Origin of the sequence: Clostridium sp. chh4-2, from assembly GCF_002899675.1 — a bacterium.
Taxonomy (GTDB): domain Bacteria; phylum Bacillota; class Clostridia; order Lachnospirales; family Lachnospiraceae; genus CHH4-2.
Genome location: NZ_PKUU01000009.1, coordinates 32,320 through 47,475, shown reverse-complemented (window position 1 = coordinate 47,475; position 15,156 = coordinate 32,320). Strand labels below are relative to the sequence as shown.

13 protein-coding genes are annotated in these 15,156 nt (G+C 46.7%); 3 read left to right on the top strand and 10 right to left on the bottom strand.

All coding sequences use genetic code 11. The annotated features are described in order from the left end of the window. Nucleotides 1–92 precede the first annotated feature (92 nt). The 3 genes from C0033_RS11335 to C0033_RS11325 are packed head-to-tail and all read right to left on the bottom strand — an operon-like array spanning nt 93 to nt 1,163. Nucleotides 93–488: a prepilin-type N-terminal cleavage/methylation domain-containing protein gene (locus tag C0033_RS11335; protein WP_103227989.1), complete on the bottom strand. Its 396-nt coding sequence runs from the start codon at nt 486–488 to the stop codon at nt 93–95. A gap of 39 nt (nt 489–527) precedes the next feature. Beyond that, a complete protein-coding gene (locus tag C0033_RS11330; RefSeq protein ID WP_103227988.1) occupies nt 528–968 on the bottom strand; it encodes a prepilin-type N-terminal cleavage/methylation domain-containing protein in 441 nt (146 codons plus the stop codon). 15 nt (nt 969–983) lie between these two features. Beyond that, the gene (locus C0033_RS11325) at nt 984–1,163 is read right to left on the bottom strand and encodes a DUF4250 domain-containing protein (RefSeq protein WP_103227987.1); all 180 of its coding nucleotides are present in this window, start codon (nt 1,161–1,163) and stop codon (nt 984–986) included. 196 nt (nt 1,164–1,359) lie between these two features. Between C0033_RS11325 and C0033_RS11320 the strand changes: the two genes are divergently transcribed. Then, entirely contained in the window at nt 1,360–2,367 is a 1,008-nt protein-coding gene (locus C0033_RS11320) for an asparaginase (RefSeq protein ID WP_103228129.1), read from the top strand. A gap of 84 nt (nt 2,368–2,451) precedes the next feature. Here C0033_RS11320 and C0033_RS11315 read toward each other — a convergent pair whose 3' ends face one another. Further along, nucleotides 2,452–5,058 (bottom strand): cation-translocating P-type ATPase, encoded by a 2,607-nt coding sequence (locus tag C0033_RS11315; RefSeq protein ID WP_103227986.1) that lies wholly within the window; start codon nt 5,056–5,058, stop codon nt 2,452–2,454. A gap of 316 nt (nt 5,059–5,374) precedes the next feature. Beyond that, nucleotides 5,375–6,370 carry a Gfo/Idh/MocA family oxidoreductase gene (locus tag C0033_RS11310; RefSeq protein ID WP_103227985.1) on the bottom strand — a complete coding sequence of 332 codons (996 nt, stop codon included), beginning with the start codon at nt 6,368–6,370 and terminating at the stop codon, nt 5,375–5,377. Nucleotides 6,371–6,538: 168 nt separating this feature from the next. Here C0033_RS11310 and C0033_RS11305 point away from each other — a divergent pair, with 168 nt between their 5' ends. After that, nucleotides 6,539–7,021, top strand: coding sequence for an S-ribosylhomocysteine lyase (locus C0033_RS11305; RefSeq protein WP_103227984.1), 483 nt, complete (start codon nt 6,539–6,541; stop codon nt 7,019–7,021). A gap of 192 nt (nt 7,022–7,213) precedes the next feature. Here C0033_RS11305 and C0033_RS11300 read toward each other — a convergent pair whose 3' ends face one another. Genes C0033_RS11300 through xth form a run of 3 tightly spaced genes read right to left on the bottom strand, consistent with a single transcriptional unit; the run spans nt 7,214 to nt 11,632 of the window. After that, complete coding sequence (locus C0033_RS11300; protein ID WP_103227983.1) at nt 7,214–9,058, bottom strand: alpha amylase C-terminal domain-containing protein; 1,845 nt, start codon at nt 9,056–9,058, stop codon at nt 7,214–7,216. Nucleotides 9,059–9,077: 19 nt separating this feature from the next. Next, the gene (abc-f, locus tag C0033_RS11295) at nt 9,078–10,880 is read right to left on the bottom strand and encodes a ribosomal protection-like ABC-F family protein (protein WP_103227982.1); all 1,803 of its coding nucleotides are present in this window, start codon (nt 10,878–10,880) and stop codon (nt 9,078–9,080) included. Further along, nucleotides 10,877–11,632 (bottom strand): exodeoxyribonuclease III, encoded by a 756-nt coding sequence (xth, locus tag C0033_RS11290; protein ID WP_103227981.1) that lies wholly within the window; start codon nt 11,630–11,632, stop codon nt 10,877–10,879. Before xth ends, abc-f begins: the two co-directional genes overlap by 4 nt. A gap of 264 nt (nt 11,633–11,896) precedes the next feature. Between xth and C0033_RS11285 the strand changes: the two genes are divergently transcribed. Further along, a complete protein-coding gene (locus C0033_RS11285; protein WP_103227980.1) occupies nt 11,897–13,291 on the top strand; it encodes an aspartate ammonia-lyase in 1,395 nt (464 codons plus the stop codon). A gap of 355 nt (nt 13,292–13,646) precedes the next feature. Here C0033_RS11285 and C0033_RS11280 read toward each other — a convergent pair whose 3' ends face one another. Together C0033_RS11280 and C0033_RS11275 are read right to left on the bottom strand one after the other, a co-directional pair. After that, nucleotides 13,647–14,486, bottom strand: coding sequence for a nucleotidyl transferase AbiEii/AbiGii toxin family protein (locus C0033_RS11280; RefSeq protein ID WP_103227979.1), 840 nt, complete (start codon nt 14,484–14,486; stop codon nt 13,647–13,649). Continuing rightward, complete coding sequence (locus C0033_RS11275; RefSeq protein ID WP_103227978.1) at nt 14,486–15,079, bottom strand: abortive phage infection protein; 594 nt, start codon at nt 15,077–15,079, stop codon at nt 14,486–14,488. The genes C0033_RS11280 and C0033_RS11275 overlap by 1 nt, the downstream gene beginning before the upstream one ends. Nucleotides 15,080–15,156 lie beyond the last annotated feature (77 nt).

The window sequence follows — 15,156 nt, the reverse complement described above, 5'->3', positions numbered from 1 at the left end:
ATCCTCCGTTTCCGGCTTAAACAAAAGCCGCCGCTGACGCGACGGCCTTAATAAGCTTTATCGGCAACTGTTCAGTACCGCTTCAGTTACCTCTAATCTTCATAGGTCACACCTTCCGAATTGATAGTGATCTTCTTCCCACCCTTGGGCGTATATTCAATGCTTAATACCTTTCTGGTTTCCGCATCGATCTCAATATCGCCAATCTCATCTTCTGTAATGTAATTGTCTCCAATCAATTCAACAATCTCTTTCTTCAGATTGTCCGGTTCACCATCTCTTTGTGTATACTCTGTTGCCACTGTCTGTGCTGCAACCAACACGGCTCTGGCCTGCACAGTATGGGATTTCTTTTGAGCATCTTTAATGAATCCGGTCATAGACGGAACGGCAACAGCGGCTAAAACCGCTATAATTACGAGAACGGCCAGCATTTCAACTAACGTGAAACCATCCTCATTCTGTTTCACTTTCTTCATCATCCCCATGCTTTCCCTTCGTTCTGCCGTTCATACGGCTTCATTTCTCTATTTACCAAAATATTTATCTTCTTTTTCTACGATTACTTCATGGTTCAGTTCAATCGATACGATATAGCCATCGATATTGTACTCAATACCGTCAAATTTATCGTACAGAAACATGATGTTGACAATTCTTCCCTTTTTGGTGATACTGCCTTCCAAAACACTGGTCAGCACATTTCTCTTATCCCCAATATCATATCTGGCTATGTCTTCATACAATTTATCATCGGGCACTATGCCATCTATTTCCTCTTCCAGCAAATATTGCTGAACGGCTGTACAGACAATCCTGGCCTCGGCAATGTAGCTGTCACGCTTAGCCTTCTCTACGAATCCTTTCATGGAAGGTACTGCCACTGCGGCTAAAACCGCAACGATTACCAAAACGGCCAGCATCTCAACCAAAGTAAAACCATCTTCATTATTCGTTCGTTTTCTCATCAGTACAAATGGCTCCTATACAAACTGGTTCAGTGCGGCATCATATTCATAATCTATGGTCTTTAACCGGTTTCTGAGCTCTTCCTCCGACAGATTCAGGCTCTTGCAAAGATCCTGAATATCGTCGTAAAAATCTCTTAGCTGAGTATTCAAATAGCTCAGCAGCATGACCGGATCATTCGGAATTTCTGCCATAAAACCATCCTTCTTTCTACGTCTCGGTTAATAACGGGTTTAATTTTATCATATAAATTTCAGTAAGACAATAATAACCAAATATGGATAATGATTTACAATAAATTGTTGTTTAGCAAATTGTTATCCTGTAAAATGCATGGTATAATAAACCTGAAAATCATACTAAAAATGCCACTGACGGAGGATATAAATGATGAAAAAGATTCTTATGATAGGAACGGGCGGCACCATCGCCTGCAAACGGAGTGACGACGGGCTGAAGCCTGTAATGTCATCCGACGAACTTTTATCCTATGTTCCCACAGCCAATGAATTCTGCCGGGCGGACAGCCTGCAGATCCTCAATATAGACAGCACCAATATGCAGCCTCAGCACTGGGTTCTGATTTCGGATACTCTGGAACGTTACTATGACAGCTATGACGGATTCGTCATCTGCCACGGAACGGATACCATGGCCTATACTGCCGCAGCCCTGTCCTATCTGGTGCAGAATTCCCCGAAACCGATCGTAATCACCGGAGCCCAGCGTCCCATCGATATGGACAACACGGATGCCCGGATCAATCTGTTAGACAGCCTGCGCTTTGCCGCCTGCGACCGGGCTCACGGCGTCAATATTGTCTTTGACGGAAAGGTGATCGCCGGAACCAGGGGAAAAAAGGAACGGACTAAAAGCTATAATGCGTTTTCAAGCATCAACTTTCCTTACATAGCTGCCATCCATGACGAACATATCCTGTTCTATCTGGATGATAAGGATCTGCTTGAAAAACCGGTGACCTTTTACCATACCCTTAATTCCAACGTGGCTCTGCTCAAACTGATCCCTTCCATGGACGCATCGGTTCTGGACTATATGGCAGAACATTACGATGCCGTCATCATCGAATCCTTCGGGGTCGGCGGCCTTCCTTCCTATGAATCGGGAGATTTTCACAATGCGATCGAACGCTGGACCTCTCTTGGAAAGGTGGTTGTCATGACCACTCAGGTGACCAACGAGGGAAGCAACATGTCCGTCTACGAAGTGGGCCGCTCCATCAAACTGCAGTTCGGCCTGCTGGAATCCTACGATATGACCTTAGAGGCCACTGTGACTAAACTCATGTGGATTCTGGGGCAGACAAACGACAGCAGCCGGATTAAGGACATGTTCTATAAGACCGTCAACAGGGATATTCTCTGGAAACAGTATTAGTTTTTTTGATTTTAGGTTTACTTTGACCGGAAATACAGCTCGAAAGAGCGGGCCGCCGCGGCCCGCTCTTTTTAGTATCTCTCACTAATGCATCGCTTCCCGAATTGTTTTCCATGCCTGGATAATTGTGGTCGGCACCGCCGCGAATACGACGATAGTAAGCAACTGCCTCACAGTCAAATCGGCTACGGAGAACAGGGTCTGAAGTCCGGGCACAAACAGCACTGCGGCCAGGAGAACTACGCCGGCTTCAAATGCCATCACGCTGTAAAGGTTTGTCTTGAATCCCAACCGGATGATGGAATGGGTGCTTCTGCAGTTAAATCCGTGGAACAGTCTGGCTAAGGTCAGGGTGCTGAACGCCATGGTGCTGGCTACGGCAGCCCCTCCGGTGGCTAAACCGGTATGGTATGCCATCATGGTACAGACTGCGATCAAACCGCCCTGTACAAACAGAGTGCCAAGGAATCTGGATGTGAGAATTCCTTCTTTTGGATCTCTGGGCTTCTGCTCCAAAAGGTCTTCCTCCGACGGCTCCATGCCGATTGCGATGGCCGGCAGGGAATCAGTCAGCAGGTTGATGAACAGCAAATGAACCGGGGCAAATGGAATCGGCAGCGCCAACAGGGAGGTGTACAGCACGCTTAAAATTCCTGCCATGTTGCCGGACAGAAGGAACTGGATGGCATTTTTTATGTTTCTGTATACATTTCTGCCGTTCTCCACGGCTTTTATGATGGTTGCAAAGTTATCGTCCGCCAGGATCATGGATGCGGCGTCCTTCGATACCTCCGTTCCAGTAATTCCCATGGCAACTCCGATATCCGCTTTCTTCAGCGCTGGGGCGTCATTTACACCGTCTCCTGTCATGGCGACGATGTTGCCGCGCCTCTGCCACGCTTCTACGATGCGGATTTTATGTTCCGGCGACACTCTGGCATATACGGAAATCCGCTCCAGTTTCTGTCCCAGTTCCTGATCGTTCATCTCATCCAGTTCAATTCCCGTCACCGCAATATCATTTTTGCCCATAATGCCGATCTTTTCCGCAATAGCGGAAGCCGTCACTTTATGGTCTCCGGTTATCATCACCGGTTTAATTCCGGCCCGTACCGCATTCTGCACCGCCCGTTTGGATTCCGGTCTCGGAGGGTCCATCATGGAAATCAAGCCCAGGAATGTGTATCCCTGTTCGCTTTCTAAGCTCATCGCCTCCATTTCACCACACTCCCGGTAAGCAAATGCCAACACCCTGAGGCCCTGTTCCGAAAAGCGCTGGTTCTGGTCTAAGATGGCAGAGCGGTCCGACTGTGTCATAACCCTTGGCCCTCTGCCAGTCAGCATCCGGTCACTCCGGTCCAGCAAAACATCAATTGCACCTTTGGTAAACAAAATTGTCGTTCCGTCAATGTTGTGTTTTGTGCTCATCAGCTTACGGTCTGAATCAAACGGAATCTCATCCAGCCTTGGTATCTGGCTTCTGACCCTCGACGCCTCGATTCCCTGACGTTTTCCCAATTCCAAAAGCGCAAATTCCGTAGGATCGCCGATAGCTTTTCCATCGCTCCACACCGCGTCGTTATCCAAAAGCGCCGCGTAGATCAGATACCGGTGCACCTGGTCTGTAATGTCCAGGTGGGTGGCCTGATAGAGTTTATGTTCTGCAAATACCTGCTGAACCGTCATCTTATTCTGAGTCAAGGTACCGGTCTTATCCGAACAGATTACGGAAACGCAGCCCAGACTTTCCACTGCCTTTAAATCTTTTATAATCGCATGTTCCTTGGCCATCTTCTGCGTACCCATGGCCTGAACAATGGTAACGATGGAACTGAGCGCTTCCGGAATGGCCGCCACCGCCAGCGCTACTGCGAACATGAGAGAATCCAGCACCGGCATTTTCCGGTAAATGCTGAGCACAAATACCAGGGCACAGATAATCATGATCACCGCCGCCAGTTTTCCGCTGAACTGGTCAAGGCTGATCTGAAGCGGCGTTTTTTTCTCTTTCGTCGCATTCATAAGGGAAGCGATTTTACCGATTTCCGTATCCATTCCGATGGCCGTTACTGCGATGACCGCCCTTCCTCCTGTCACGAGAGAGCTGGAAAATACCATATTGTACTGCTCGGCTAAAGGAACCTGCTTTTCTCTTATGGGAGATTCCCGTTTTTCCACATTGGCGGACTCTCCTGTCAGAGAGCTTTCATTGACCAGAAGCGAATAGTTTTCGATAATTCTTCCATCCGCCACCACCAGGTCTCCTGCCTCTAAAAGCAGAATATCTCCGGGAACCACCTGGTCGGACGGAATCTCCACTTTTCTGCCGTCCCGCATGACTTTTGCAACGGGCGCAGACAGTGATTTTAAACTGTCCAGCGATTTTTCCGCTTTTTGATGCTGTACGGTTCCTAAAATAGCATTCAGAATAATAACTGCAAAAATTACAACCGTGCTCTCCACATTATCGGAAACCATGGAAATCAATGCTGCGATGATCAGGATGATTACCAGCAAATCCTTAAATTGTTCTAAAAATACCTGCCAGGTTTTCTTTCTCCCCGCTTCCATAAGCGCATTTTTTCCAAATTCTTTCCGACGCTTATCCACCTGATCCATATTCAGCCCGCGCGTTGTCGCCTTCAGCTGATTTAGTACCTCTTCCTTCGATAACTGAAACCATTCGTTCATTGCAGACTCTCCTCTCCCATACCTAATGGTATGAACAAAAAAAGACTTTTAATGCATCGAATCACATAAACCTGTAAGATTTATGGAAACAGATGCATTAAAAGTCTCGTAACCCGATAGGTATGCACCGCCAGACTATAATCAGCCGCGTATGTTGACAATGCATTAAAACTACTCCCTCTTAACTGCGTGGTATCTATGCAGACACCAGTTAAAATATTCATTTACTAAATTATAAAATGCCGGGTTCCCTTTGTCAATCGCTCCCCTCATCCTTTAACGCTTTATTAACAGCTCCCTATTGTTCACTGCTCCGTTACTGTTCACTCCCCCGTTCCGAGTCATAATACATTCCCCATTCTTTTCTGATCCCTGTCATGATGTCCATCACGTCAATGGAATACGGCAGGAACATGGTGCTGCCGGAACGGATGGCCGCTTCCATATCTTCCAGCTCATATTTAAGAGCCATATCGTGACTTCCGGCCTCAATGACTTCCCGCTCTCCGGTCTGGGTGTGGACGATCACAGCGCTTTCCGCCCGCGGATATTCCATGATTTCAATATATGCGTATTCACATGCAATGACCACCCGTTTCGGCTGCTTTGCGTGAAGAGTCAGAGAAATAACGGCCATCTCTCCCTGGCCGTTCATCATCAGAATGCCGGACTGCTCGTCCGCCCCGCTGGGCGCATACTTCACCTGTGACAGCACCTGATCCGGCTTGGAGGTCATAAAATATCTGGCTAAAGAGATGGCATAAACGCCGATATCCAGCAGAGCTCCGCCCGCCAAATCCTTGTTAAAGAAGCGGTTTGTCATATCATATTCCTTAAAGCTTCCGAAGTTCAGCTGGATCATCCTCACCGGCCCCAGCCTGCCGGAATCCACGATCTCACGCAGTTTCTTATAGAGGGGCATATGATAGATGGTCATGGCTTCCGCCAGCACAAGCCCCTTCTCACGCGCCAGATCCACCGCCCGTTTCAATTCCTCACTGTTTAATGTGATCGACTTTTCACACATCACATGCTTTCCATTGGAAAGCGCCTGAATCATGAAATCGATGTGGGTATTATGAGGTGTGGTCAGATAGATTACGTCCACATCTTCGTCGGTAAACATCTCATGAAAATCATCATAAACCTTCCCGATTCCGTATTTTTTGGCAAATTCAACCGCTTTTTCATGGGTTCTGTTTCCTACCGCATACACGCTTCTTCCCCCGCTTTTAAGCGCCTGCGCCATCTCATTGGCAATCACTCCCGTGCCCAGAACCGCCCATCTGATCTCTCTGTTTTCCAGTGACATTCCGCTTATCCTCCTTTAACTGTTTGTGGTGAATTATATTTTACTATTCCATGGCTGTCAGCACGACGTCTTATGTCAGCGCCGGCTCCCTTCCATTATCTCCCCTTGCTTTATTTCCCCGTATTCGATATACTGGGTAGAGATATTTGCAAAAGGAGATTATGTACTGTGGAAAAGATAACTAGTTTTACAATCAATCATTTGAATCTGCTTCCGGGCGTTTACGTATCGAGAAAAGACCAGGCGGGCTATGCTGCCATCACCACCTTTGACATCCGCATGACCAGGCCGAATTTTGAGCCGGTTATGAATACGGCGGAGATGCATACCATTGAGCATCTGGCCGCTACGTTTTTAAGAAATCACCCGCAATGGAAAGAACGCATCCTGTATTTTGGACCGATGGGATGCCGCACCGGTTTTTACCTTCTGATGACCGGAGATTACCAGTCCCGTGAAATCATTCCACTCATGATTGAACTGTTTGAATTTATCCGGGATTTCAAAGACGAGGTGCCTGGTGCCGCTGCCAAAGACTGCGGAAACTATCTGGATATGAACCTCCCTATGGCAAATTACTTGGCCAATAAGTTCTTAAACGAAGTCCTTTATCAGATTGACGACGATCACTTGATTTATCCGGAAAGCTGATAACGTTATTGATACAGCCTTAATTATTATTTCCCTTACTCCCGATAAAAGCAGTGAAAAAGGGTGAACCTGGAAGGATGGCGTGATCCGGGGATGCGGTTTGGCTGCAGCCAAGCCGCGTCTCCAAAACGCCGCCATTCTCTCCGGTTCACCCTTTTATGTTTCGATTCCACAGGTTAAAATACAATTCTGTCACGCCTTTCCGATAAAGACCACAATCGTCCTTGCTTCCACCATAATCTGTTTCTGATTCTCAGCCGGCACTTCCAAGCCTTCCTCATATACCCCATTTACTTCCTTGGCATCCGTATTCAGCGCAATCCGCCATTTCATCTTTTTCGGCAGATTGGGGAGCGCAAATTCATGGGGCTCCCAGTGCATATTATAGGCGACGAAGAAATAGTCGTCCGGTTTTCCGTCCTCTTTCTGCGCATACAGCCCGCAGTACATGATTCCCATCTGGCGGCGGAAATTCTCAAATTCCGGGCACCAGGCTTTTACTCCGTGATAGGACACGTCCGGATGTCCGCAGGACAGATAATCCATCACCATCGGCTCTTTTGCCATATGAAAAACGGGATGCTTTTTCCTGAATGCGATTGCGGCCTTTACAAACTCGAATAAATCCCGGTTTGTTCTCAACTGGTTCCAGTTCAGCCAGGACGTCTCATTATCCTGGCAATAGGTGTTGTTATTTCCGTTCTTTGTATTGCCAAATTCGTCTCCCGACAGAAGCAGCGGGGTTCCCTGGCTCAGCATGACCAGTAAAACCGCATTACGAATCTGTTTTTTCCTCAAATCCAGAAGTTTCTTTCTTCTGGTCGGGCCTTCGATGCCGCAGTTCCAGCTGTAATTATAGGAATTGCCGTCCTGGTTGTTCTCGCCGTTGGCCTCATTGTGCTTCATATCATAAGAAACCATGTCCATCATGGTAAATCCGTTGGTATTGGCAATGTAATTGATCACGCCATGATCTTTGGGATTGCGTTTGGTGCGGAATATCAGATTGTTCATCTGATCCTCGTCCCCTTTTAACAGCCGCCTCATATCCACAAGAAAACCGTCGTTATATTCCGCAAGATGTTTTGTTCTCCCGCCGGAAATCCCGTCCCATGTGGTTGACATCAGCTTTGTCCTGCTCAGATATGGATCATTTCCCAAAAGTCCCGTGGGTGCAAATCCAACCAAATGAATTCCGTCCACATGAAATTCCTGAATCCAATACCGCACCACATCCATCACAAATACAGGGCTTTCGGCGCCGGAAAAATACAATTCCGGTATGATCTCGATCCCCGCTTTGTGAAGTTCTTTCACCAGCATTCTGAACTCCCATTCAGGGCTCTTTTCCCGCCCCGATGCATAGGACGCCTTCACTGCAAAATAAAATCCCGGCGCATAGCCCCAGTAATTAAGCTTTCCCGTGGGCTGATCCATTCCGTAAGGATTTCCCACAACGGACGGAGGCATCATGATCTCGTCGAATTCATTGACCGGCATCACTTCCAGGGTTGTGATTCCCAGTTCCTTCAGATATGGAATCTTATCCAAAACCGCCCGGAACGTGCCTTTATCGTGAGTTTTGGAGGATGGATGGCGGGTAAATCCACGCACATGAATCCGGTACATCACCATATCTTCATAAGGAATCTGTAACGTTGTATCCCCTTCCCAATCAAAATTCTCTTCCTCTGCCCGGCTCTTCAAAAGTTTACCGGCATTTTCCAGATCGCCCCATGTCTCTCTACCCACAAAGGACCTGCCATAGGGATCGGGAAACAGGGCTCCGGCCGATTGGAAACAATAGAGACGGCCCTTCATATCAATTCCGCTTATGTCCATGCTCCAGACGTCTCCCATACGTCCTTCTTCTGGAAATGGGATCAGCAGATCAGGTTCCTCCTGTCCTTCCCGAAACAATACCAGGCTGCAGTCGTCTCCGGAAGCCTCGGCAGATACGTGGATTCCTCCTTCTGTAACCGTGAGTCCCATTGGAAATATTCTGTTATCATCTGCAACCACCTTATATTCTTCCATACTAACTCACATCTCCTCACTATCCCTGATTGGCAATCTTCTCAGCCAGTTCGTTCAGATATATCCAGCGCTCCATCTTTTCATCCAGAAGCGCTTCTTTTTGCCCTTTTTTCTCCATCAGCTCGTTCAGTTTGCTGTAATCGCTGGCAGATTCTTCAATCTGGTGATCCAGCTCTTCTATCTCCTGTTCAAGCCCGGCAATGTCCTCCTCTATGGTGTCCCATTCCCGCTGTTCTTTATAAGAAAACTTTAGTTTTTTATCGCGCTCTTTCCATGTATTCTCTGATTTTTTCTCTTTTTTATCCGTCTGTGTCACAGGCTGGCTTTCCAATTGTTTCTGTTCGCATGTGGCCTGATAATCGGTAAATCCGCCTTCATACTGCACCACCCGTCCGTCGCCTTCAAATGCAAAGATTCTCTGCACCACCCGGTCCTGAAAATAGCGGTCATGGGAAACCGTGATAACGATTCCGGCAAAGCTGTCCAGATAATCTTCTAATATGGTAAGCGTCCGGATATCCAGGTCATTGGTGGGCTCATCCAGCAAAAGCACGTTAGGAGCTTCCATCAGAATCCGAAGCAGATACAGCCTGCGCTTCTCTCCGCCCGATAATTTGGATATCACCGTATACTGAACGCTGGACGGGAATAAAAACCGTTCCAGCATCTGAGATGCGCTGATGCTTCCATCCTTTGTTTTTACGTATTCTCCGGCATCCTTAATATAATCGATCACTTTCATGGACTCGTCCATGGCTTCATTTTCCTGGGAAAAATATCCCATCTTCACGGTCTGGCCGATATCGATGGTTCCCGAATCCGGCTCCACCCATCCTGCAATCATCTTCATCAGCGTGGATTTTCCGCTGCCGTTAGGTCCGATGATTCCAATCCTGTCATTTTTAAGGAAAATGTATGTGAAGTCTTTTATCAAGACCTTGTCGCCATATGCTTTGCACAGATCATTTACCTCTACGGTTGTACGCCCCAGGCGGCTGTATACAGAATCCAGCTCCACCTCTTTATCCGCCTCAGGCCCTTTCTGGTCCCGAAGCGCTTCATATCTCTGAATATGGCCTTTCTGCTTGGTGGAACGGGCTCTGGCGCCTCTCTGCATCCACTCCAGTTCCACCCTCAATATGGACTGGCGCTTTCTCTCAGAGGCCTGCTCCATATCCAGGCGCTCCGCCTTTAATTCTATATATCCCTCGTATCCGGTCTGGTAATTATATAATTTTCCTTTATCAAGTTCCACAATCCGGTTGGTCACGCTGTCCAGAAAATACCTGTCATGTGTGATCATGAGAAGCGCTCCCTTAAAGCTTTTCAGGTAATCTTCCAGCCATTCCGCCATGCTGCTGTCCAAATGGTTGGTAGGCTCGTCCAGGATCAATAGATCGGCCTTTGATAAAAGCACTCCTGCCAGCGCCACGCGCTTTCTCTGTCCGCCGGAAAGCAGTTTCGCCTTTTTATCAAAATCGAAGATTCCAAGTTTGGTCAGCATGGTCTTTGCCTGGCTTTCGATGTCCCACACATGCTCATGGCCTTCGTTTGCCCGCAAAATGCTTCCCAACACCGTGTCTTCCTCTTCAAATACAGGATTCTGCGGCAGATACCGGATATCCAGGTTCCTGCTCCGGGTCACGGTGCCTTCATCCGGCTCTTCCAGCCCCGCCACAATTTTAAGCAGCGTGGACTTACCGGTTCCGTTGATTCCGATGATCCCCACCTTGTCGCCTTCATTCATGCTGAAGCTGGTATCGTCGAATAAAAGGCGCTCTGTATATGATTTCGTCAAATGTTCTATCGTCACTAAATTCATGAGATCACCAACTCTACCGGACAATGGTCTGATCCCATAACTTCCGTATGGATGGACGCGCTGACAAGCCTGTCCTTCAAACTTTCGGACGCGCAGAAATAATCAATGCGCCACCCGGCGTTCTTGGCTCTCGCGCTGAAACGGTAAGACCACCAGGAATAGATTCCTTCCTGGTCCGGATAAAAATAACGGAAGGTATCGATAAAACCAGCTTCAGTCACCTTCGTAAAATCTTCTCTTTCTTCATCGCTGAAACCGGCATTTTTCCGGTTCGTCTTAGGATTTTTAAGGTCAATCTCTTTATGCGCCACATTTAAATCACCGCAAAAGATCACCGGTTTCTTTTCTTCCAGTTTCTTGCAGTAGGCTAAGAAATCTTCATTCCATTTTCTTCTGTAAGGAAGGCGCGCTAAACCGTCCTGGGAGTTAGGGGTATAACATGTGATCACGTAATATTCCGGAAATTCAGCTGTTATCACTCGGCCTTCCTGGTCATGCTCTTCGATCCCAAGCCCATAAGCCACGCTGACCGGTTCCTCTTTTGTAAATAATGCAGTTCCAGAATAACCTTTCTTTACTGCATAATTCCAGTATTGGTGATATCCCTCCAGTTCAAGGTCAATCTGGCCTTCCTGGAGCTTTGTTTCCTGCAGACAAAAAATATCTGCCTGTGCTTCATTAAAATAATCCATAAATCCTTTTCCCATGCAGGCACGAAGTCCATTTACGTTCCAGGATATCATTTTTTTCATAACAGTTTCTCCTTGCTTATAAAGATATTAGTAGTATAACATTATATCCTATAATTGTCGATGTAGATGGTTTCTTAATATTATAAATAAAACACATACCAAAACTTTATTTTATTAAGTTTTTTATTAATATTCTTAATAATTGTCAAAAATAATAAACTCTATTTACCTCCAAACACAAAAGTGATATGCTCCAACTGTGAGAACTTGATTTTAGGGTTCAAGGTTGAGCAGTTATGACACAATAATCAAAGGAGAAGTATTATGTTAACCAGATTAGAAGCAGATTCCATAGGCACTATGGAAGTTCCGGCCAAAGCCTATTTCGGCGTACAGACCTTACGTGCAAAGCACAATTTCAACATCACGGGAAGGCCGCTGCATCCTGTATTCATCAACAATTTAGCCAGAATTAAGAAGGCCGCCGCCTATACCAACATGGCAGCGCATGTTCTGGACGAAAAGATCGGCAATGCCATCGTAGAAGCTTGTGACGAGATCATTTCAGGAAAGCTTCACAGCCAGTTTATCGTAGACGCTATTCAGGGCGGCGCCGGCACTTCGGCTAATATGAATGCCAACGAAGTAATTGCCAACCGCGCAATCGAGATTCTGGGGGGAACAAAAGGCGATTATTCCATCGTCCATCCCAACGACCATGTGAATATGGCCCAATCCACCAACGATGTGATCCCAAGCGCCGGTAAACTTACCATTATGGAATTGATGCCGGGTTTAATCAATGAATTAGAGCGCCTGCACAAAGCGCTTACAGATAAAGCAGTAGAATTTGACGATGTGGTAAAGATGGGGCGCACGCAGCTTCAGGATGCGGTTCCGATCCGTTTAGGCCAGTCGTTCGAAGCATACGCAGCAGTTATCAGCCGCGATATCCACCGTTTATACAAAGTTGAGGCGGAGATGCGGGTACTTAATATCGGCGCGACCGCGGTTGGAACCGCCATTAACGTCAATCCGATTTACTTATTCCATATTATCAAAAACCTGAACCAGGTATGCGGCACCAACTGTGTTCAGGCCGAGGATCTGTTTGATGCCACTCAGAATCTGGACGGCTTCGTGTTCACCTCCGGCGTATTGAAAACATGCGCGGTGAACTTATCCAAGATCTGCAACGATTTAAGGCTCCTTTCCAGCGGCCCCAAGACGGGAATCGGAGAGATCAACCTGCCGCCTAAGCAAAATGGCTCTTCCATCATGCCGGGCAAGATCAATCCGGTTATCCCGGAAGTGGTAACCCAGGTTGCATTTAACGTCATCGGCAACGATACGACCATCACTTTGGCAGCAGAAGCCGGACAGCTGGAACTGAACGCATTTGAGCCGGTTGTATTCTATAATATTTTCGAATCCATCGACACCATGACCGGTGCGGTGAAAACGTTGATTGACAACTGTATTTTGGGAATTACCGCCAACCGCGACCGGTGCGAGGATCTGGTGGAATCCAGCGTTGGGCTGGCTACCGCTTTATGTCCGTATGTGGGGTATAAAAAGGCGGCGGAGATCGCTAAGCAGTCATTGGCTACCGGGGTATCGGTGAGGGAACTGGCGATGCAGTCGGGGCTTTTGACGGAGGAGCAGCTGAAGCAGGGGCTGGATTTGGTGGCGATGACACAGCCGGGGCATCAGTTTTAGATAGGGGTTAGCCAAAATACAGTAGATATAACAAAGCTCTAATCCGATGTCGTTGAATTTTGACGCCAGGCGCTTAGCTAAACGGAACAAAAAATAGCATCTAACTTTGAACGGTGGGATGCTATTTTTTATTGTATTTGTTGTCTATGTATGAAAATTCCGCAAATATAGCAAGCAATAAGGTTAAAACTTCCATTATGCTCATGGGCAACGCCCTCTCTTTCTTTTACTAGAGGGCGCACTGAATATTACGAATTTTGATACAACCGCTCATGATAACACCTTGCTACAATATTAGCGCATATCGGATTCGATATAGATGTCCTTAATTACTTTCTTGATTTTATACATTTCCTTACTTCACAATATCAACTAAGCAGCTGACCGATTCCATCACGTCAGCCCACAGTACATCGGCGGCATAATCAAATTTGCGTTGATAATTTTTCCAACGGTCGATCAGTACGGTGCTTTCAGCTACTTCCTTCAAAATCAAATGTACGTCAGACAACAACCCAATTGAGCCGCGTTTCGCACTGGTGTTGATAAACGCCTCCTTGAGTGTGGCGTTATCAATGTTGTGATCCTGTGTGTTGGTAAGTACATAAATATCGTAAAAATCTCTCATTCTGGTATTGGCTGTGCCGCGGGCAAGAAGGGTTTCTAACTTTTCCGCCAGAACCGTTTCCAGATTATACGCAAGAATGGAGATAGTACGTTCCTCAAACAGCAGCCGGAATGAATAGGACACTTCACGCGGTGTTATTACGTCACCGGTGGAAAAGTCGATTTTTAGCGGGGTATGCATCGTTTCAATAGCTGTATCAAGCATAATACGAATGCCGGGATAATCTGCCTCGTCCATAATCGGCGTCACGCTTTTGATTTCAAAAATCATACCGTCCTCAATGTGTATTGCGGTAATTTCCTCGACAATCTTCCTTGCGCTATCTTCGTTCAGCGGCAGATTTTTTAGCGTGGCGTCTATATCCATAGTTGAACGATTGTCCAATCCAACCATAGCGGCTACCAGAGTACCACCCTTTAAAATCATAATGTTTCTGTATTGTGAGAGGGAAAGTCGTTCCAGAAAACGCTCCATTACATAATTGCGGAGGATAACCTGTGCCTTGCCACTGTCTCCTTTGGAGATGTTGCGGACAAGAGCTTTCAATTGGCGCGATGTGTGTATCATTATAAAAGCACCTCCAAATACTGACGAACAGTTTTCTCCACTGAAAAGGCTTTAGCGTAGCGCATAAGCAATGGGATATTCTTTTCCTTCAAACGGATATATGTTTTAACTCCCTCTTGCAGATCTTGAATTTCAATATACCGGCGGCTGCGAAACAAATCGCAGATTGTGCGTTCGGCATTATAAGCCCTTACTGTGTGACCCGATGGTGAGCGCACTTCCACAATACCTTCCCCGAAAAGCTCCTCTTTTACTTTATAAACCTTGATACCCTGCTTCGATAATCCTGCCGAGTTTGTGCCTGTTTTCAAAGTAACAGAAAATGGCGAGGGTTCACGGCTGCCAAGATTCAGAAGGTAAAGAGCTGTTTCGTGAGAGAATACCGCTTTTGGATAGCGCACCTGAATTACATATAGTCCATCTTCCCAAACGTCTTGGGACATATATAAGCCGTGGGCAACACGTTCAAGCCCATATTTACACACAAAATCTCCGAGAACAGTTCTCGAAACTCCGGCGGCCACCGCATCCGACGTTTTTAAATATCCATTATTTTCTTGAAGCAGCTTATTTAATGTTTCTGTGCTGGTCATAGTATCACCTTACTTTCGTGCTCTTATTGTAATTCGTTTGGGCGTAAAAGTAAAGAATGTTTTTGAAGTTTCACCCG

Excerpts from the sequence above, each read along its gene's own strand:
- C0033_RS11285 (WP_103227980.1), top strand. The coding sequence starts at position 11,897 with ATGTTAACCAGATTAGAAGCAGATTCCATAGGCACTATGGAAGTTCCG.
- C0033_RS11325 (WP_103227987.1), bottom strand. The coding sequence starts at position 1,163 with ATGGCAGAAATTCCGAATGATCCGGTCATGCTGCTGAGCTATTTGAAT.
- abc-f (WP_103227982.1), bottom strand. The coding sequence starts at position 10,880 with ATGAATTTAGTGACGATAGAACATTTGACGAAATCATATACAGAGCGC.
- C0033_RS11315 (WP_103227986.1), bottom strand. The coding sequence starts at position 5,058 with ATGAACGAATGGTTTCAGTTATCGAAGGAAGAGGTACTAAATCAGCTG.
- C0033_RS11330 (WP_103227988.1), bottom strand. The coding sequence starts at position 968 with ATGAGAAAACGAACGAATAATGAAGATGGTTTTACTTTGGTTGAGATG.
- C0033_RS11335 (WP_103227989.1), bottom strand. The coding sequence starts at position 488 with ATGGGGATGATGAAGAAAGTGAAACAGAATGAGGATGGTTTCACGTTA.
- C0033_RS11280 (WP_103227979.1), bottom strand. The coding sequence starts at position 14,486 with ATGATACACACATCGCGCCAATTGAAAGCTCTTGTCCGCAACATCTCC.
- C0033_RS11310 (WP_103227985.1), bottom strand. The coding sequence starts at position 6,370 with ATGTCACTGGAAAACAGAGAGATCAGATGGGCGGTTCTGGGCACGGGA.
- C0033_RS11275 (WP_103227978.1), bottom strand. The coding sequence starts at position 15,079 with ATGACCAGCACAGAAACATTAAATAAGCTGCTTCAAGAAAATAATGGA.
- C0033_RS11300 (WP_103227983.1), bottom strand. The coding sequence starts at position 9,058 with ATGGAAGAATATAAGGTGGTTGCAGATGATAACAGAATATTTCCAATG.
- xth (WP_103227981.1), bottom strand. The coding sequence starts at position 11,632 with ATGAAAAAAATGATATCCTGGAACGTAAATGGACTTCGTGCCTGCATG.
- C0033_RS11320 (WP_103228129.1), top strand. The coding sequence starts at position 1,360 with ATGAAAAAGATTCTTATGATAGGAACGGGCGGCACCATCGCCTGCAAA.